This window comes from Aquibacillus sediminis, from assembly GCF_005870085.1.
GTDB lineage: Bacteria > Bacillota > Bacilli > Bacillales > Amphibacillaceae > Aquibacillus_E > Aquibacillus_E sediminis.
The window spans coordinates 24,222-41,691 of the sequence record NZ_SZNM01000031.1 but is presented as its reverse complement, the minus strand read 5'-3'; the positions used below and the strand labels follow the sequence as shown (position 1 = coordinate 41,691).

Here is a 17,470-nt window from a genome sequence, read left to right as displayed (position 1 = left end):
CTTGTGCAATAGGTACATGATAGAGGTTCTATCCCCTTCTGACGGAATGAAGTGAGAATCTTCACGGTATGTCACGTTTTCTTGGTTCAGTGGCGATTTTAGATTTTTATAGATTTTAGTAACCAGGAAAAGGAATTGAGTAAAGAGATGAAAGAGTTGTTCCCGATAGATGAAGAGTTACTAAAGAAGCTGCCGAATTCATGGAGAGATAAGGCGCTTAAAGAAGGTAAAAAAGAAGCAACAAAGAATATAGCTAAGGAAATGTTAAGTGAAGGATTACCCATTGAAATGATTGCTCGTGTGACAAAACTTGATAGGTTAGAGATAGAAGCGTTAGAAAAAGAATTTAAGGATTGAGAATCTGTAGTCTTTTTGCACACATTCGATGTATGAGATGCGACTGAATGTTCGGCAATTCGAACGTATAGAGCTAGAAGAACACATGGGAAATTTGAAACTGTGATGTCTATCCAATAAGTGTAGGAGACACAGTGGTACTTTTGCGTCAAATTACAGATTGAGAACAAATTCTAAAAACAAAAATAGGTACATAAGTGTTTGGGGACAACATACTCATGTATCCAAGTTCTTAATATTTACTGTCCACAAGGTACATTTTTAGAGATGGGAACGGTTCTTGGAAGCAAGAACCGTCCTTGTGCATCAAGATTATTTTTTAATCCAATTAGATTCAACTTTTACTCCTGCATCTACTAGTAAGTTCATAACTGGACATCTTTTTTCTACGGATTCTTTTAATTTAGCAACTCTTTCTTCCGTTTCATCTGTTTTGATCATGACATCAAAGCTTACAGTTTGAAAATGTGGTGAAACTCCTTCAACACCCATCAGTCCCTGTAAATCAAGAACTCCATTGTTTTTAAATTCAGCTTGTTGGTAAGAAAACTTTTGTTCTTTTGCAATCATTGCAATCATAACCGAAGTACAACTTGATAATGCACCTAACACTAATTCCACCGGATTAGGTCCTTCATCGGTACCACCTAGATTTTCGGGCTCGTCTATAATGAAAGGTTGAAAGTCCCTAATTGATATGGAAGTTTTTAATCCTTGTTCCCACTTTCCATTTGATTCAACTTTTAATAATTGCTTTGTTCCCATATTACCTCTCCTTTATTTTATGTTTTATATAGCGTATAGTCTTTATTAGGAATAGTCAATATTTTCTGAAAGTTTTTTATTGAAATAAGAAAAATACTTTCCGTTAGTAGTGACTGTCCTTCTTCACAACTAAACACTGGGACAACAACCCCCATGTCCCTAAAAATAGTAAGGTGGTTTCCATCATGATCAGTGATGTAGATTTGAGGTATCTGCGACGATGTGTTGAACTAGCAAAAACTGCTTTGGAGCTTGGGGACGAGCCATTTGGTTCCGTCCTTGTTTCAACCAATGGTGATGTGCTTGCGGAAGATCATAACCATGTTGCAGGTGGTGATCATACCCAACACCCGGAATTTGCTTTGGCACGATGGGCGGCACAGAACATGTCAATTGAAGAAAGAGCCAAGGCAACAGTATATACCTCTGGTGAACATTGTCCTATGTGCGCTGCGGCCCATGGTTGGGTTGGTTTAGGTCGGATCGTTTATGCAAGTTCATCTGAGCAGTTGGGAAAATGGTTAAGTGAAATAGGGGTTCCTGCATCACGTGTTCGTAATCTTCCCATCCAAGATGTTATTCGTGATACGACAATAGATGGACCTGTTCCAGAACTCGCAGAGCAAGTTCGCAAGCTCCATCGTCAGTTTCATGCAAGAAACTATTGAGCATATATTGGGACAGAGGGACCCTGTCCCGCAAGCTTTAATGGAGGGGGTTCGCATCTTAGTATATCTATCTTTACCATTATCCTATTTATACAATATTAACCAATAGGGACACAGCCTCATCCCGCCTAACTGACTGACGCTAGGACAATGGAACTGTCATCGTATCCCCAAAAATATTGAATTTTATTTTGGTTGAAGGTATGATTCTAGTTAATAGTAAATTGGACAAAGCTTGTTCACAGTGAAAGAGAGGAGAGAAGGATATGGATTATGAAGTGATTATCGTAGGAGCGGGCACGATGGGGATGGCAGCAGGATCCTACTTAGCGAAACAGGGGAAGTGTGTGTTATTAATTGATTCTCATAATCCTCCGCATGCAGAAGGATCACATCATGGGGAAACTAGAATTATACGCCATGCCTATGGTGAAGGGGAAAACTACGTGAAAATGGCATTACGTGCACAAGAACTATGGCATGAACTGCAAGTACAGTCAGACGAGGACATTTTTATCCCAACTGGTGTGATTAACATAGGTCAACCAGACTCTACTTTTATTCAAAATGTGATAAGTAGTGCGGAAACCCACTCGTTGAATGTTGAGAAATTAACGAAAGAGGAAATTAATCAAAGATGGACTGGTTTTCAAGTACCTGAAGGCTACATAGGCTGTTATGAAGTAGATTCAGGAGTATTAATGAGTGAGAATTGTATTAGTGCTTTCCGAAAACAAGCAGAGGCACATGGTGCTGTGCTCAAAGTCAATGCATCAGTAACCAATATCTCTATCTTTGAAAATAGTGTAGAAGTAAAAGCAGGAGACGAAAGTTTTACAGCAGCATCCTTAATCATGACGCCAGGAGCGGGTACGAGAAAACTACTTCCCCTTGTAGATTTAGATCTACCTTTACAAGAGTTAAGAAATACGTTTTCATGGTTTGAAACGGACGAACATATTTATCAATCAAGTACGTTCCCGGCCTTTTCATTTAAGTTACCTAATGAAACCTATTACGGATTTCCCAGCATCGAACAGGCAGGGGTGAAAATTGGACGACACGATGGTGGTATTCCACGAGATATGAATAAAGCCTTGGAGCCATTTGGAACATATGATCAAGACAAACAGGATGTCCCTAACTTCGCTAATCGTTGTATGCCTAATGTTGGTCCACACAAAATGGGTAAAGCATGTACCTATACGGATACGCCTGATGGGGATTTTATCATTGATAAGCATCCCAATCATGAACATGTTGTTATAGCCTGTGGATTTTCTGGACATGGATTTAAATTTGGTAGTGTAGTCGGAGAAATTCTTAGCCAATTAGTGACCGGAAATAAGGAGCCAAAACTAGATATTCGTCCATTTTCTATCAAAAGATTTTTTGAGTAGACTTAACAAACTTTATACTCAGAAAAGTTTGTCTAAATTTGTTTACATTTTTGTGACCCGCCTCCATGTCCCAATGTGTTGACCCCTTAATACATACCGATTTTAATAGAATAAAAATGAACTGGGGTCTTGGGAAATGATAAATGTACATAACACACCTAATCTAGCTGGAGTAACAGTCAGTGGGGATTATTTGGATTCTTTACGAGTCAATTTACGACATGCAAAGGTTGGGCACTGAGACTTTTCTTATGTGGATAATGGATTAAATCCAGACTCGATGAAAAGTTTATAAACACAATCAGAAAATTGAACGCTGGTTCTAGAAACCTTAGCCATTATTTGACGCAATTTGTAGATGTGCTAAATCTTCGTTTCCTAAATTGGGAGAAAGATGAAAGAGAAAAAATCTATCTATTATTGCCAAGCGACTTGCGGAACGTGAAAAAGAGTATCAAACTGTGGAACAAGAGATTTATGCAGTAGCTTCTAAACATGATTGTGATCCGAGTGGCATTAGACTTAGACGAGATTATCCTGAAGTGATTGATTGGTGAGCGGGACAAAAGGCCTTTGCCCCGCTGGATGACAGGTACCTATTTCGTTTGGGACAATTTACCTATCCCCATGTCCCTAAGATTCAATTCCTGCAATGCCGAAACCACCAGGGCCAGAATGAGTTGAAATCATAGCACCTGCTTGCATCCAATTTACATTTTTAAAACCATGTTCTATTGCGATTTCATCGATCCGTTGCTTAATCCCCTCATCAAGACCAATAGAGTAGATTAAATAAAGTTGCTCTCGATCAATGTCATATTGATTTAAATAGTCTCTTATAAGCTTTTCCGAAACTCTACTCATAATCCCACGGTATTTTTTATTTGAAACAAGATTCCCATCAATTAATTCAATTCGAGGCTTTATTTTTAACAAAGCCCCTCCCAGATAAGCCATATTACTTACACGGCCACCAGCCTTCAAAAAATCTAGGCTTCCGGGTACGAAGGCAAGCTTTGATTTAGGAACAATGTCTTTAATTTTTTCTACTAATCGACCAGGTTCGATCGTAGGTTCTTGCTTTAACAGGTTAACAGCATACATCACAATAGCAGCTAATCCTCCTGTAACATTTAAAGCGTCAATGAGATAAAGATTGTCAAATTCTTCTGCTGCGATCACCGCATTTTGAAAGGAAGAAGAGGCCTTTGACGTATAGCCAATATGAACAATGGTGCAATCAGGAAAATCTGTATGTATCTTTGTGAAAAATTCATGATATTCATGAGAATTTGTAGACGTTGTCGAGGGTATTTTTTTCGTGCGGGCATAATAGTCATAAATTTCCTGGACGGGTAACGAACCGTCTAAATAATCCTTTCCATCCATGATGACGTGCATTGGGACAACTTGAACATCGTGCTCTAAAGCTAATTCCTTTGGTAAATCTGCTCCACTCTCAGTCGATAAAATGATCCTTGTCATTGTACGTCCCCCATTCCATATAATCAAGCTGTTCCTGTTCGTGCGTCTTGCTACTATGTAGTACTCTAGATTATACATGAAAAGAGGAAGGAATACATGGGATTTCAGAGAAAATGAGGTTCGGAGCACAGGGGCGGTTCTCCTGGTTCCATTATGTACCTGGTACTTGGTATGGACAGCAGTCTATAATTTCCAATAGATAAAGCGTTCATTAAGAAGTTTTCTAATTCATGGAGAGATAAGGGAGAAATGGAAGCAACTAAGAATATTACCAAGGAAATGCTAAAGGAAGGGTTATCCATTGACATGATTGCACGCGTCACAAAACTTGGTAAAAGTTATGGAAAAGTTGAAAGATAATGAAGGGATTTAACGAAAAATGGAAATGAATGTTGGTCCATCCTTCCATCATGTTTATATTCTACTTGATATGGACAAGTTAAGTTTAAAAATGGAAGGAAGGAATATCCTTATGGAGATCTCTTGGATGACATTCGTCATGATCATATTAGCGAGTTATCGCCTCACGCATTTAATCGTGTTTGACAAAATTACGGAATTCATTCGCAATCCTTTTTTAACCCAAAAGAAAGATGAACATAATGAAATGAAAAAAGTTCCCAAATCGAATATTGGCTACTTACTAACGTGTTACTGGTGCACCGGTATTTGGAGCGCCATTTTCTTAGGTGGGATCTATTTGTGGATTCCGCAGTATGCCATCTACCTCATATTTGTATTAGCAATTGCTGGCGGCCAAGCGATCTTGGAATCGTTCGTAGGTGTTAACCTTAAACGCACCGCCCTCTATTCGGAAGAAGCAAAAGAATTGAAATAGGGACAGACGGAGCAGGTACTCTGTCTACATAAGTGATGGTCGCTATAGCTTACAGGGGACGTGTCCCGTACAATCTATGGGAAGGATTCCCAAAAATATAACATACAGCATGGGACAAGCGCCCTGTCCCCTTGTCCCTAAAACTTGGAGACTATTTTTATTAATACATAACCCAAAATAGTATAAATGATAAATGCGAATAAAGCAGAGAATTCAATGACAAACGTTCCATCTAGACTTGCTGTTGGAAATATTCCTTCGAATGGGTACAGTAACGGAGAACTTGTTGTATAAATCCATTGAACAAATGGTGCTGATGGATTTGCACTAAATAATTTCAATATAATCCTTAATCCTAATAGGAATTGTGCAATCCCAGTAACAATGTTAATCATGTGAATGATGATTTTTCTTTGACTCAATGGCAAACCTCCTCGTGTTCTTACTATATGAATACCCATTGAATATATGATTGAAACAAAGGGTGTATTCTTGATGGGGGGCTTTTTGAAACGGGATTCAATAAAAAAGTTCACCCTGATCTGCGGATGTTGTAAAATAATTTTAAGAGGGATGGTAGAGTGATGAGCCACAAGGGAACAGACACCTTGTCCCGCAAAAAATGTTGACTGGGACAACAAACCTGTCCCCATGTCCCAAGGAGGAGAGAAACATGGATTGGCAAGGAAATTTTTCTCAATCGGAAAGAGATGACATATTGGCTACGTTAACTGATAATCAAAAAAAGTTTATTAAAGATTACTTGAAGCGGGGAAGAAGAACGGTTTTTGCCAATGTGTTAGCGAATGATAAAGCTAGTTCTAGTGATGATCGTACTATTGAAAAAGTGGCTCAAAGCTGGCAGTTAGAAGATTACATCGATGCGGGACCTGACTGGCAAAAACATTCACAATTATATTGTCAGTGTGGCCGACGATTACGGTATCAGTACATTGTGCAAAATATGGAAACTGGTGAAGTGAAAATGTTCGGAATCAATCATTTTGAGGATCATTTTGGAATTCCTCCAAAACTAGTAAAAGAGATCAAAAACGGTATTGCACAGATTGATTTTGAAATGGATGAAGTACTAGCCAAAATCACCAGTGGTTGGACGTTGGCTGATGAGGGGATTGCAGCAATTCCTCCATCCATCGAAATTCCAAAGGATATACAAGAGCATGTTGATCATGATATACCATTGCTGGATAGGCAGGTAAAAAGGTTAAAAGGTCGATTGGCAGAATACAATCGAGAGAAAGAAAAGAGAAGACTTGAAGCATTAGCAAGAGAAAAGGAAGCAGTGGAAGAAATAAGACAAAAAGAAGCGACTCAACATCGACAGGAAATTGCTGCTTCGAATGCATCAGCCAAGACAAGCAGTGACATTTTCCTGGAACATGAGTTACAAATAGGTGTGTTGGCGATCCTAAACCACTTGCCGCACCCTCAGTTTAGTGCGATGGGAATTTGTCATGAATTGATTAAGCATCATGGTGCTTCCAATGAAATGTATTCGAGTGGAAAGCCAAGAATTTTTTCAAACGTTTGTATATTTTTAGAACACCTAAAGAATCAAGGTGTTCTTGAATTAGTGGAAAAACAAGGAGTAGAAGACCGTATTTATAGAAAGGTAGAAGAGATTGTGGGTGCAGGTTCTAGGTATGAGCAAGGTACCCTTTTTTAGAATCTAGTAATCTCAGTTGGTAACTGTCTAGTTTAATTCAGCACACTTCCATCCACTCAAGTGATAGACAAAAGCGGAAAACGAATAGAAGATGACGTGCTGGATTCAAAGAAAAGATTCTTTCAGTTGAGGTTGATTAGCACGTGTAATACTTCATAAAGTGATAAACTTTCTAAACGAGAGTATCTGTCTTTTTACCTTGAACGGAATGGGTGAATGGAAGATCAGACGTGAATGAGAATAACTAAGACAATAAGAATATTTTGCTCAATGCTCGATAAAAATGGAATGGATATAATTAGGAGTCCGTAAAAAGGAGAAAACCTATGTTTAAATTTTTAAAGAAAAAATTGGCACCAAAGGAAAACCCACAACAAAAAATACAAACTAAAAACGAAAGTCGTCCACCCCAGCGAAGTAAGGAAGAATTAGCGACAGTCAAGGGAGATATAGGGGAGCATAAAATCGATATTCAGTTATCGCAATTACCAAAAGAATACAAGTTCCTCAACGATATTATGATCAAAAATGCTAAATCGAAAACCGGTTATTCTCAAATCGATCATTTGGTTTTTAGTCCTTATGGCATTTTTGTGATTGAGACAAAAAACTATCAAGGGACAATTTATGGCGGGAGAGATCGAAAGACATGGTTAGTAAATGGAAAGTTTAAATTTATGAATCCATTCCGACAAAACTATGGCCATGTAGAAGCGTTAAAAGAGTTGGTTGATCCCAAACATCATGCATCCTTTATATCGATGATTTCGTTTACGAAGCGGTGTACCTTTAAGGTTGAGCCAGAGCTACGAAAAATCACATCGAATGACTTAATCGTCTATGACATTGAATTATCGGAGTTCATCCATCGAAAAGTATCGGTTAATAAACTTCAACATCAAGAACCTTTCTTAACTCAACAAGAAATCACCGACATTCATAACACGATCGCGAATGCAAACATAGAAGACCCAGCCATTCGCGCCAAACATAACGAGCGAATTCAAAAGGGGACAGCCAGTCAAGATCGTGCCAACCAGACATGTGCCGATTGCGGGAAGCCTGTTTCAGATAAAGTAAAAGCGTACTGTTTAAATAATAGTAAGTTTGAGGGCAAGATATATTGTTTTGATTGTCAGAAACAGTATAAAGGTTAATGGTTGTCCATCCTTTTTATTTGTGGATGTATGTAACTTTGTCTAGGAGATTGAAAACACCTAAAACAGAACGCATGTTCGCATTAAAGCCAAATCTATGATATAATCTACTAAGATAACGTTCCTTTAGGTGAGGTCGGCTAATCCCCGCGAAAGGGGGTGATGCCTATGGGTATGTATGAAAGTTTTATGGAGGCCTTCACGATGAAGGTCATGCAGGCGTTGCCACAGGACGTGGCGTACTTAGCCTGCGTTTCATTTTTATTTCGGTACCTTCTTGATTGCATTACTCACGTTGGTTATTTCTTTGATCAACAAAAAATAGACCTCCCTATTACCCTGACAAGTGATTAGGTGAGGTCTATCAACCAAGATAGCCGTCCCTATGGGGGAACCGCTTATCTATAGGTCACAGTTACCAGCTGTGACCTACTCATAACTATGTTTTAATTAAGTATATTATACCATAGTAGAATAATGTAATGAAAGCTAAAGGCGATCAGCACGATCTAAAAAACTCTGTAGAAATCTACGGAGTTTTTTTATTTTATAGACACCTCCAATCACTGTTGGGACGATTATAGAAGTGAAAGGAGGTGAGAGACATGGCTGTAGCAACAAAAACAAGTTCAAGACTGGAACTAGAGTTTGAGGATGGTTTAGATGTGGAATCTGGCAACGTGATCTTGAAACGTAAATCGTTTAACAATGTGAAAATGGCAGCGACAACCGATGAATTATTTGCAGTAACAAAGGCATTAGTACCATTGCAACAACGTGAGCTTTATTCGATTAAACGTGATGACACCGAATTAATCACAGAAGAATAATTGCGTATAAAGCAATAAAAGTGGGAAGGAGGTGAATTCTTTTGAAAAAATTAGAGCTTAAATTCTTAAATGAGGATGACCATATCGTAACAATTTCGCTTGATGAACCTGTGGAACCAGTTGACACAGAAGCGATTAACGAAGCAATGGATGAAATTCTGGCACAAAATATCTTTTATTCGTCAGGTGGGGACCTAGTTAGTAAGAAGAGCGCGCGCATTGTGGAACGTAATGTGACAGCGATTGAATTATAATAAGATAACTATCAGCGTGAAGCATGAGGACGAGGAAGCATACGAACCGTCCCCGTGCTTCTTTTTTTAAAAAGGAGGAGATGGTTATGGAGGAAACATTGATTTCATTAATTACTGACGTTGGATTTCCAATTGCGGTAACGTTTTATTTATTGCACCGCATCGAAACCAAACTGAACACATTAATCGAATCCATCCTTTCCCTACCAGACAAACTTTAACTGGGACACGGGGACAGGTTTGTTGTCCCACCACCACTGGGACAACAAACCTGTCCCCATGTCCCATAACAACGGTTTTAGATTGGCGAGCGCCTGAACTCTACTCTCGATGTCTAGTGATCACAAAAAACGAATAAAAACTCCTTTTTATTAAAAAATTAGTAGTAGTTTGTGAAATTGTAACAACTTTTCACAAAAAGTGATTTACCTTTGCTCGATAATAGGATAATATCTAAATCTGTGAGCAAAAAAATCGAAGGAGTCAGTATATGGATATAGTTGAACAGGTTACTCATTTGCAATTATTAAATCAATTTTGGATCATTTTATTATTTCTGATCCCGATGGTCTTAATATCTCGTACAGTCGTAGCGGGGACAAGGTATTCTCCAATTCTAATCATCGTTATTTTTGGATTAACTATGGGATACGTACTTGTATTAAGTGGTGTTTCATCTCCCGGTCTTCCAGAATTCCCGTTTGTCGATTTAATGGCTAATACGACCATCATCGCTCTTACAGCAACCTTCTTCGTTGGTGGTCAAGAATTAAGAAAAATTTTAGGAAACAAAGAAGTAGCTGAGGATGATTTCGTTACACCATCTGATGAAGAAACGATGCTTGGTACATCAAGAACGCAATTTATCTTTATCATTCGTTCTTTCTTTATATTACTTGGGATTGAAGGGTTAACACGCCTTATCCTAAATACAAGCTCGGAAACGATGCCGGCAAACTTCTATCCACTTATTGCGTATATTGGGATTATTGGTGCGTTAATTTTTATAGATAATAAAGCGACAATTAAAAATAAACGCGTTTATTTACGAAAAGGTGTTATAGAGATTGTTAGTATTGTTGCAGTATTAATCCTCTCCTATCATGTTTCTGTATGGATTAGTTCACTAATCTCTCTGCCACAAATCTTCTTTGCGATGATGATTTCTGCAGGAGTAGGAGCAGTATTTTATAAATGGACGTTTGGGCCAACAGTACGTGCATTATTATTTGCAGGTATCCCAATTGTTCTTGCAGGTAACTTTATGATTGGTGGGTCTCGTATAGGAGAGGCTTTCTCAATCGAGGGAATGAATTCCGTTATTGTCTATGGATTTTTTGGACAATTATTTTGGATGTTTGGTGGAATAGCATTGCTTATGTATTTTGCAAGGACGGCAAATGCCAGAAACCTTGCACCTGGCATGGCTGGTTCCTTATCACACTCTGGCTTAACAGGGGCATGTACGGCAGGAGACTTTGGGAAAATTGCAGCGAATCGTGCACCGATTATGATTAACATTCCATTTTTTGGACATGTTTTTGTATTTTCTATATTAGCGATTAGTGCTGATCGAGCAAGTTTATGGATACTACCATCAGCGATTTTAACTGTCATAGGCGTTGGGTTGACAATTTGGTCTCTTCTTAACATGCGAAAAGCAAATGGAAATGATAAAAAAGAAGTAAATGCTCTCATTCAATTTTCGTTTGGCTGGCAAATTTGTGCTGTCTTTGGCGGTTTAGTGTTAATAAGTTTAAGTGATATGTCATTTGGTTATTCCATTATGGCTCAATCTAGTGCTATTTCTCACTTTGGATTATTTGCAGCGATTCAAGGTGGTATGTTTGGTGCAAATCCTGCATTACTTATTCCATTTATTTTCTCCATGCCATTCTTAGTACACCCACTCGTGTTCTATATGTTTGGTAAGGCAATGGAAAATGATGGTGAGATGCCTGTGAAACCAGTATATTCACTTGCCATTACCGGAGTTATAGGTGTTATAGGAGCCTTGTTCTTTTTATAGGGACAAGGGGACAGGGCACTTGTCCCAGTGGTCACCGATCAATCAATGTCATCAAAACGGGCGCACCTCTCTAAGAGAAGGCGCCCGTTTTTGATGTGGGACACGGGGACAGGTTTGTTGTCCCGGGCTGTTGCGTGGAATAGGGGGGGACCAGTCGACGGTTCCACCCTATTTCCGATTCAATAAGTTATGTCCACCACATGTCACCAACAGATTCTTTGACCATGACTGGTTTAAGGTTTTCAACTGCTTTAGTGAATCCTTCATCGACGGACATTAAGCCGTCTTCATGCTCAATGCTTACAACATAATCATAATCGTATAAACGCAGTGCACTGATCATGTCTGCCCAAACTTTTGTCTCATGGCCGAAGCCAACTGTACGGAAATACCATGCACGATCTTTCATGTTATCGTATGGAGTCATATCTGTTAAACCATTTCGGTTCATATTCGGTTGATCGATGATCGTATCTTTTGCATGAAAATGATGAATTGCGTTTTCGCGACCTAATAGTTTAATAGACTCTACTGGGTCAATCCCTTGCCACCACATATGGCTTGGATCAAGATTCGCACCGATTGCCGGACCACATGCTTTTCGTAGACGAAGTAAATTGGCTGGCGTATGAATAGAAAATCCACCGTGCAATTCAAGGCCTATTTTTACATGATGTTTTTCAGCAAAGGCAGCTTTTTCTTGCCAATAAGGGATGATTTTTTCTTCCCATTGCCATTTCAGAATAGCTTGGAAATCGTTGGGCCAAGGAGCTACAGGCCAATTTGGATATTTCGCATCTTCATGGTCACCAGGACAACCAGAAAATGTATTGACGACCGGAATGTTGAGTTTACTTGCAAGTTGAACGGTTTTATCAAATAGTAGATCACCGGCTTCTGCAATATGTTTTTGCGGGTGGAGTGGATTAGAATGACAACTTAACGCACTTACAATCAAACCTCGACTAGAGATCTTCTCCATGAATTCTTGTTGTTTGTTTTCATCATCGAGTAGTTCATCCACTTTACAATGCGCATCACCGGGGTATCCCCCTGTACCAAGTTCGACAGCTTCAATCCCTTTAGCAGCAACATGATCTAACATTTCATCTAGGTTTTTATCAGAAAACAAAACAGTAAATACACCTAACTTCATATTAGTTTCCTCCTCCGCTTAATGAAAACACTTAATGAAATCCGTTACATAGAATACTAAACCAAACCAAGCCTAAAAATCAATGAAATTAGCATAAAAAAATCCATTTTTATTTATTGTTGACAAAATAATCAGAAAATTTTATACTTTTAATTGTAATCGATTACATGGACTTTTTACAATCAAATCTAATTGGAAAGAAGGACACAACATGGCAAATATTCAACAAGTAGCTCAAAAAGCAGGTGTTTCTGTTGCGACAGTATCGAGAGTGTTAAATAATAATGCAACCGTTTCACCTCATACTCGGTTAAAAGTGGAAACAGCGATCAAGGACTTAAACTATGAACCGAGCATGTTGGGACGAAATCTCAGAAATTCAGAGAGTCGGTTATTACTTGTATTACTTCCTAGCATTTCCAATCCTTTTTACTCAGAGATTATTAATGGTATTCAAACAACTGCGATTAGTAACAACTATAATATTCTTCTATGCGAAACCGATTCGAATCCAGACAGAGAAAACATTTACTTTAATATGATCAAGAATAAGTTGGCAGATGGAATTATTTCCATGGATCCAGCAGTGAATATGCAAAAGTTAAATGAATTATATGAGCAATACCCAGTGATTCAATGTAGTGAGTATGAAGAGGGTGGGGTGATTCCTTATGTAACGATTGATAATGAACAAGCCGCTTATCATGCCGTGAAACATTTGGTCAAACTTGGACATGAAAACATTGCCCTAATTAATTCGGATGAGAAGTTTTTGTATGCTCGTCAGCGGAGGACAGGATACGAACGAGCGTTACAGGAATTTGGTTTTCCAATTGATGAAACATTTATTTATCACACGCAAGAACTTAAGTTTAGTGATGGTGTTCAAGCGATGCGAAAGCTACTACAGTTGGACCGTCGCCCATCTGCAGTATTTGCAGTTTCTGACACGCTTGCGATTGGAGCGTTAAAAGAAATTAACGCATCCGGTCTTCACGTACCTGAAGATATTGCATTAGTAGGATTTGATAAGATTAGCTTTTCAAATATGACGAATCCGACATTAACGACCATTTCTCAGCCGATGCATGAGATGGGGTGTACAGCAGCAAGGATGCTAATAAATAGTATTCATGGTGAAAAAATAGAAAATATCATTCTCGATCATGAAGTGATCATTCGCGAGTCAACTATGGGATAGTACCATATGAGACTAGCGAACCGATATTAAAAAGGATTTTAATATCGGTTAGTTAGCCTTATTTGCAAGCGTTAACAAAGGGGTTTATCAATTTCATTCTAAAAAGGGGAGAGTTTAGCATGAAGCGTTTGTTATCTTTATTTTTGGTCATTGGTTTGGCCGTTATTGTGGCCGGGTGTTCAAGTAGTAGCTCAGGTGATGACGGAGAAGTTGTATTAGGAATAGCGTTACCTTCAGCAACACATGGTTGGATGGGAGCACTTATTGAAAACGCTGAAGAGCAGGCAAAGTCACTTGTAGAAGAGGGGACAATTGATGACTATGAGTTTACGACAGCGGATGATCCAGCTGCACAAACAAGTAATGTGGAAGATTTAATTGCACAAGGTGTGGACACAATTGTGATGCTACCAATAGAGTCTGAAGCATTATCACCAGTGGCAACGAAAGTAAAGGATGAAGGGATTCCGCTAGTCATTGTAGACCGTGAATTGACCAATGATGCAGCCACTGTTGTCGTGAAAGGAGATAACAAAGGGATTGGTATTAACGCAGGGGAATATTTTGTCGATCAATTAGATGGAACTGGGAAAGTAGTTGAAATTTCCGGCCCGTCCAACTCTGTTACAAACCAACGTAGTGAAGGTTTCCAAGAATCTATTGAAGGAACGGATATTGAAGTGATTGCATCACAATCTGGTGATTTTTCAACAGAAACGTCTTTACAAGTAATGGAAAACATTTTAACGGCTCAAGAAGAAATTGATGCGGTTTATACACAAGATGATGGTATGGCTCTAGGTGTCATTCAAGCAATTAAAGAAGCAGAACGCACGGACATTCAGTTTGTAACAGGTGCTGCAGGTAGTAAGGACGTCTATGAAATCATTCAAGAAGATGGACTGATTTCCGCGACATTCTTGTACTCTCCATTAATGGTTAATGATGGGGTGAAGGTTGGCGCAGACCTTGCAAATGGAGAAGAACCGGAGAGTGCAGAAGTCATTATTCCAGCAACACCGGTGACAAATGAAAACGTTGATGAACATTATGATCCAGAATCTGTATTTTAGAGTTCGTCTGTAAATAACGAAATACGATAGGGAAGGTGATTTTCTATCGTATTTCTTATTTTCCATAAAGGGGGTAGGAGTAGATGGGGCGTGACAGTCTGTTAGAAATGAGTGGAATTACAAAATCTTTTAATCAAGTAGAAGTGTTGCATGGGGTGGACCTTACCTTAAACAAAGGGGAAATTCATGCATTGCTAGGGGAAAATGGTGCAGGTAAATCAACATTGATGAATATTTTAGGTGGTGTACACCAGCCGAATCGTGGCCATATTAAAATAGAAGGCAAAGAAATTAAAATGGAGAGTCCTCGAATTTCACAGGAGCAAGGCATTAGTTTTATCCACCAAGAATTAAATGTAGTCACTGATTTAACAGTCTATGAAAATATGTTTCTTGGTTCAGAGCTGCGTACGAAATGGGGCACGTTAGATGTAAAGGAGATGTGTCGGCAAACAGAGGACATCATGTTGCGGTTAGGGGTCGAGATAAGTCCGAAAACCTATGTGAGAGATTTAGAAACTTCCTATAAACAAATGATTGAAATAGCTAAATCGCTCTTGCGGAGATCAAACATCATTATCATGGATGAGCCGACAACATCATTAACCGATAATGAAGTCGAACGACTATTTGGATTAATGCGCTCCCTAAAGCAGTCTGGGGTTTCTATCATTTATATTTCTCATAAATTAAAAGAAATTAAAGAAGTGTGTGATCGCTATACGGTGTTGCGTGATGGTCACTTTGTCGGAAATGGGTCAATGCAAGAAGTAGATTTGGAAGAAATAACGCAATTAATGGTAGGAAAAGCGGTGTCTACCGATGCATTTTATCATGAACAGACAAAAGGGGATCCAGTCCTAACGGTTAAGCATTTAACAAGCGAAGGGAATTTTCATAATATTAATTTCACCGTATCTAAAGGAGAAGTTGTAGGTTTTACTGGTTTAGCGGGAGATGGAAGAACAGAACTGTTTGAAAGCATATATGGATTTCGAAAAAAATATAGCGGTGACATTGAAGTAAATGGTCATCCTGTTAAAATAGATCATCCGAAGAAAGGCTTGCAAGCTGGTATAGGTCTAGTTCCAAAAAACCGAAAAGAAAACGCGATTATTAAAGATTTAAGTGTGATTGAAAATATGAGTTTATCCTCTATGGGGAATTTTGAAAGACGTGGGTGGATTCATTCCAAAACAGAACGTGAGAAATTTCAACACTACAAACAACAATTAAATATTAAGGTTCATGACCCTAATAGAACGATTGACTCGTTAAGTGGAGGAAACCAACAAAAAGTTGTGATTGCAAAATGGCTTGAGGTAAATAGTGACATTCTTATTTTTGACAATCCAACCCAAGGGATTGATGTTGGCGCCAAAAATGAAATTTACCAGCATATTATGAACCTAGCAGACCAAGGAAAAGCAATCATTATTTTATCATCAGAAGCACCTGAAGTCTTACGAGTTTGTGATCGGATTAATATTATGTTCCAGGGAGAAATTACCGGTCGTTTTCACCGAGATGAATTGACAGAAGAGAAAATTATGGAATATGCAACCGGTTCAAAAAGGGAGGCAGAGAACATTGGCTAATATTGAAATCAATCAAAATCAACAACCGACCAGTACTAGTCGGTCAAAATTAACTTGGCTTTGGAGTGAATATAGTGTCGTCGTTGCCTTTGTATTAATCTTTATCGTTGCTGCACTAATGAATGACCGGTTTCTTTATTTACAAAACCAGATGAATATTTTAATGCAAGTATCGACCATTGGGATTATTGCACTAGGTATGACGGTGGTGATGTTATCGGGTGGAATTGACTTGTCCGTTGGTTCGGTACTTGCAATGGTAGGTGTTTTTTCTGTTCTGTCGTTAAATGCTACCGGGAGTATTGTCGTCGGTATCTTAACTGCCTTGGCGGTTGGAGCATTTGCTGGTTTTATTAATGGGATGCTTGTCGCAAAAGGAAAAATTGCCTCCTTCATTGCAACCCTTGGTATGATGGCTGGTGCTCGTTCGATTGCTTTATACACAGCTGATGGGGGTAGTATCGCTGGAGATGTGCAAGGTTTTTCGAGCATTGCTAATACGGAATTAGGTATCGTTGATTTACCAATTATTATTTTTATTGGACTAACAGTTGCGATCTACCTATTAATGACGAAAACACGGTTTGGGCGCTATGTGTATGCCCTAGGAAGTAATGAAAAAGCAGCATTGTTATCAGCAATCCGTGTCGATCGAATCAAAGTTGGTGTATATAGTCTGTGTGGGTTGTTAGTTGGTGTCGCGGCTTTAATTGAAACGTCCCGGTTAAATTCTATTTCTTCTTCAAGTTCCGGTAACTTGTATGAGCTTGATGCGATTGCTGCAGTCATTATAGGGGGAACTAGAATGACAGGAGGAAAAGGGAAAGTGATTGGTACCTTTTTCGGTGTGTTATTGCTAGGTGTATTGAATAATATGATGAACTTACTTAATATTTCCCCACACTTACAAGGATTAGTTAAAGGGTTAATCATTATAGTGGCGGTATTTTTCCAAAAACGAGACTAAGGAGG

At 38.8% G+C, this 17,470-nt stretch carries 19 protein-coding genes and 1 pseudogene; 16 read left to right on the top strand and 4 right to left on the bottom strand.

Features of this window, described 5'->3' with window-relative positions; translation table 11 throughout:
* The first annotated feature begins 135 nt into the window (after nucleotides 1-135).
* Nucleotides 136-357, top strand: a complete 222-nt coding sequence (locus tag FCI53_RS18995; RefSeq protein ID WP_138420576.1) for a hypothetical protein — start codon at nucleotides 136-138, stop codon at nucleotides 355-357.
* A gap of 312 nt (nucleotides 358-669) precedes the next feature.
* Here FCI53_RS18995 and FCI53_RS18990 read toward each other — a convergent pair whose 3' ends face one another.
* On the bottom strand, nucleotides 670-1,122 hold the full coding sequence (locus FCI53_RS18990; RefSeq protein ID WP_138420575.1) for an OsmC family protein: 453 nt from the start codon (nucleotides 1,120-1,122) through the stop codon (nucleotides 670-672).
* Between the two features lie 185 nt (nucleotides 1,123-1,307).
* On the opposite strand from FCI53_RS18990, the gene FCI53_RS18985 reads away from it, so the two are divergent.
* From FCI53_RS18985 to FCI53_RS22255, 3 genes and pseudogenes are all read left to right on the top strand, one after another.
* Complete coding sequence (locus FCI53_RS18985) at nucleotides 1,308-1,790, top strand: nucleoside deaminase (RefSeq protein WP_138420574.1); 483 nt, start codon at nucleotides 1,308-1,310, stop codon at nucleotides 1,788-1,790.
* A gap of 266 nt (nucleotides 1,791-2,056) precedes the next feature.
* Nucleotides 2,057-3,190 (top strand): N-methyl-L-tryptophan oxidase, encoded by a 1,134-nt coding sequence (solA, locus tag FCI53_RS18980; protein WP_138420573.1) that lies wholly within the window; start codon nucleotides 2,057-2,059, stop codon nucleotides 3,188-3,190.
* A gap of 309 nt (nucleotides 3,191-3,499) precedes the next feature.
* Nucleotides 3,500-3,747: pseudogene (locus tag FCI53_RS22255) on the top strand (DUF6904 family protein).
* A 76-nt stretch (nucleotides 3,748-3,823) separates the two neighbouring features.
* Here the strand turns inward: FCI53_RS22255 and FCI53_RS18975 are convergent.
* Nucleotides 3,824-4,675 (bottom strand): DegV family protein, encoded by an 852-nt coding sequence (locus FCI53_RS18975; RefSeq protein ID WP_138420572.1) that lies wholly within the window; start codon nucleotides 4,673-4,675, stop codon nucleotides 3,824-3,826.
* A 451-nt stretch (nucleotides 4,676-5,126) separates the two neighbouring features.
* On the opposite strand from FCI53_RS18975, the gene FCI53_RS18970 reads away from it, so the two are divergent.
* Nucleotides 5,127-5,513 carry a DUF1360 domain-containing protein gene (locus tag FCI53_RS18970; RefSeq protein ID WP_171038246.1) on the top strand — a complete coding sequence of 129 codons (387 nt, stop codon included), beginning with the start codon at nucleotides 5,127-5,129 and terminating at the stop codon, nucleotides 5,511-5,513.
* A gap of 137 nt (nucleotides 5,514-5,650) precedes the next feature.
* Here FCI53_RS18970 and FCI53_RS21600 read toward each other — a convergent pair whose 3' ends face one another.
* Nucleotides 5,651-5,935 (bottom strand): YggT family protein, encoded by a 285-nt coding sequence (locus tag FCI53_RS21600; protein WP_171038245.1) that lies wholly within the window; start codon nucleotides 5,933-5,935, stop codon nucleotides 5,651-5,653.
* 251 nt (nucleotides 5,936-6,186) lie between these two features.
* On the opposite strand from FCI53_RS21600, the gene FCI53_RS18960 reads away from it, so the two are divergent.
* The 7 genes from FCI53_RS18960 (at nucleotide 6,187) to FCI53_RS18930 (ending at nucleotide 11,470) form a co-directional block, all read left to right on the top strand.
* Complete coding sequence (locus FCI53_RS18960) at nucleotides 6,187-7,200, top strand: DUF3895 domain-containing protein (RefSeq protein WP_171038244.1); 1,014 nt, start codon at nucleotides 6,187-6,189, stop codon at nucleotides 7,198-7,200.
* A 326-nt stretch (nucleotides 7,201-7,526) separates the two neighbouring features.
* The gene (locus FCI53_RS18955; RefSeq protein ID WP_138420569.1) at nucleotides 7,527-8,357 is read left to right on the top strand and encodes a nuclease-related domain-containing protein; all 831 of its coding nucleotides are present in this window, start codon (nucleotides 7,527-7,529) and stop codon (nucleotides 8,355-8,357) included.
* Nucleotides 8,358-8,525: 168 nt separating this feature from the next.
* Nucleotides 8,526-8,711, top strand: a complete 186-nt coding sequence (locus FCI53_RS18950; RefSeq protein WP_138420568.1) for a hypothetical protein — start codon at nucleotides 8,526-8,528, stop codon at nucleotides 8,709-8,711.
* A gap of 251 nt (nucleotides 8,712-8,962) precedes the next feature.
* Nucleotides 8,963-9,187: a DUF1659 domain-containing protein gene (locus FCI53_RS18945; protein WP_138420567.1), complete on the top strand. Its 225-nt coding sequence runs from the start codon at nucleotides 8,963-8,965 to the stop codon at nucleotides 9,185-9,187.
* Between the two features lie 41 nt (nucleotides 9,188-9,228).
* Nucleotides 9,229-9,441 carry a DUF2922 domain-containing protein gene (locus tag FCI53_RS18940; RefSeq protein WP_138420566.1) on the top strand — a complete coding sequence of 71 codons (213 nt, stop codon included), beginning with the start codon at nucleotides 9,229-9,231 and terminating at the stop codon, nucleotides 9,439-9,441.
* A gap of 86 nt (nucleotides 9,442-9,527) precedes the next feature.
* The gene (locus FCI53_RS18935) at nucleotides 9,528-9,662 is read left to right on the top strand and encodes a YvrJ family protein (RefSeq protein ID WP_138420565.1); all 135 of its coding nucleotides are present in this window, start codon (nucleotides 9,528-9,530) and stop codon (nucleotides 9,660-9,662) included.
* 269 nt (nucleotides 9,663-9,931) lie between these two features.
* Nucleotides 9,932-11,470 (top strand): hypothetical protein, encoded by a 1,539-nt coding sequence (locus tag FCI53_RS18930; RefSeq protein ID WP_138420564.1) that lies wholly within the window; start codon nucleotides 9,932-9,934, stop codon nucleotides 11,468-11,470.
* Nucleotides 11,471-11,657: 187 nt separating this feature from the next.
* Here the strand turns inward: FCI53_RS18930 and FCI53_RS18925 are convergent, their stop codons facing one another.
* Nucleotides 11,658-12,626, bottom strand: a complete 969-nt coding sequence (locus tag FCI53_RS18925; RefSeq protein ID WP_138420563.1) for a sugar phosphate isomerase/epimerase family protein — start codon at nucleotides 12,624-12,626, stop codon at nucleotides 11,658-11,660.
* Between the two features lie 211 nt (nucleotides 12,627-12,837).
* Between FCI53_RS18925 and FCI53_RS18920 the strand changes: the two genes are divergently transcribed.
* The 4 genes from FCI53_RS18920 (at nucleotide 12,838) to FCI53_RS18905 (ending at nucleotide 17,465) form a co-directional block, all read left to right on the top strand.
* Nucleotides 12,838-13,827 carry a LacI family DNA-binding transcriptional regulator gene (locus FCI53_RS18920; RefSeq protein WP_138420562.1) on the top strand — a complete coding sequence of 330 codons (990 nt, stop codon included), beginning with the start codon at nucleotides 12,838-12,840 and terminating at the stop codon, nucleotides 13,825-13,827.
* 119 nt (nucleotides 13,828-13,946) lie between these two features.
* On the top strand, nucleotides 13,947-14,900 hold the full coding sequence (locus tag FCI53_RS18915; RefSeq protein ID WP_138420561.1) for a substrate-binding domain-containing protein: 954 nt from the start codon (nucleotides 13,947-13,949) through the stop codon (nucleotides 14,898-14,900).
* Nucleotides 14,901-14,983: 83 nt separating this feature from the next.
* On the top strand, nucleotides 14,984-16,498 hold the full coding sequence (locus FCI53_RS18910; RefSeq protein WP_138420560.1) for a sugar ABC transporter ATP-binding protein: 1,515 nt from the start codon (nucleotides 14,984-14,986) through the stop codon (nucleotides 16,496-16,498).
* Nucleotides 16,491-17,465 carry an ABC transporter permease gene (locus tag FCI53_RS18905; protein ID WP_210238508.1) on the top strand — a complete coding sequence of 325 codons (975 nt, stop codon included), beginning with the start codon at nucleotides 16,491-16,493 and terminating at the stop codon, nucleotides 17,463-17,465. Before FCI53_RS18910 ends, FCI53_RS18905 begins: the two co-directional genes overlap by 8 nt.
* Nucleotides 17,466-17,470 lie beyond the last annotated feature (5 nt).

Coding starts and splice junctions, on each gene's coding strand:
- FCI53_RS18960 (WP_171038244.1), top strand. CDS start 6,187: ATGGATTGGCAAGGAAATTTTTCTCAATCGGAAAGAGATGACATATTG.
- FCI53_RS18915 (WP_138420561.1), top strand. CDS start 13,947: ATGAAGCGTTTGTTATCTTTATTTTTGGTCATTGGTTTGGCCGTTATT.
- FCI53_RS18935 (WP_138420565.1), top strand. CDS start 9,528: ATGGAGGAAACATTGATTTCATTAATTACTGACGTTGGATTTCCAATT.
- solA (WP_138420573.1), top strand. CDS start 2,057: ATGGATTATGAAGTGATTATCGTAGGAGCGGGCACGATGGGGATGGCA.
- FCI53_RS18985 (WP_138420574.1), top strand. CDS start 1,308: ATGATCAGTGATGTAGATTTGAGGTATCTGCGACGATGTGTTGAACTA.
- FCI53_RS18970 (WP_171038246.1), top strand. CDS start 5,127: ATGGAAGGAAGGAATATCCTTATGGAGATCTCTTGGATGACATTCGTC.
- FCI53_RS18920 (WP_138420562.1), top strand. CDS start 12,838: ATGGCAAATATTCAACAAGTAGCTCAAAAAGCAGGTGTTTCTGTTGCG.
- FCI53_RS18930 (WP_138420564.1), top strand. CDS start 9,932: ATGGATATAGTTGAACAGGTTACTCATTTGCAATTATTAAATCAATTT.
- FCI53_RS18955 (WP_138420569.1), top strand. CDS start 7,527: ATGTTTAAATTTTTAAAGAAAAAATTGGCACCAAAGGAAAACCCACAA.
- FCI53_RS18910 (WP_138420560.1), top strand. CDS start 14,984: ATGGGGCGTGACAGTCTGTTAGAAATGAGTGGAATTACAAAATCTTTT.
- FCI53_RS18925 (WP_138420563.1), bottom strand. CDS start 12,626: ATGAAGTTAGGTGTATTTACTGTTTTGTTTTCTGATAAAAACCTAGAT.
- FCI53_RS18950 (WP_138420568.1), top strand. CDS start 8,526: ATGGGTATGTATGAAAGTTTTATGGAGGCCTTCACGATGAAGGTCATG.
- FCI53_RS18975 (WP_138420572.1), bottom strand. CDS start 4,675: ATGACAAGGATCATTTTATCGACTGAGAGTGGAGCAGATTTACCAAAG.
- FCI53_RS18945 (WP_138420567.1), top strand. CDS start 8,963: ATGGCTGTAGCAACAAAAACAAGTTCAAGACTGGAACTAGAGTTTGAG.
- FCI53_RS18990 (WP_138420575.1), bottom strand. CDS start 1,122: ATGGGAACAAAGCAATTATTAAAAGTTGAATCAAATGGAAAGTGGGAA.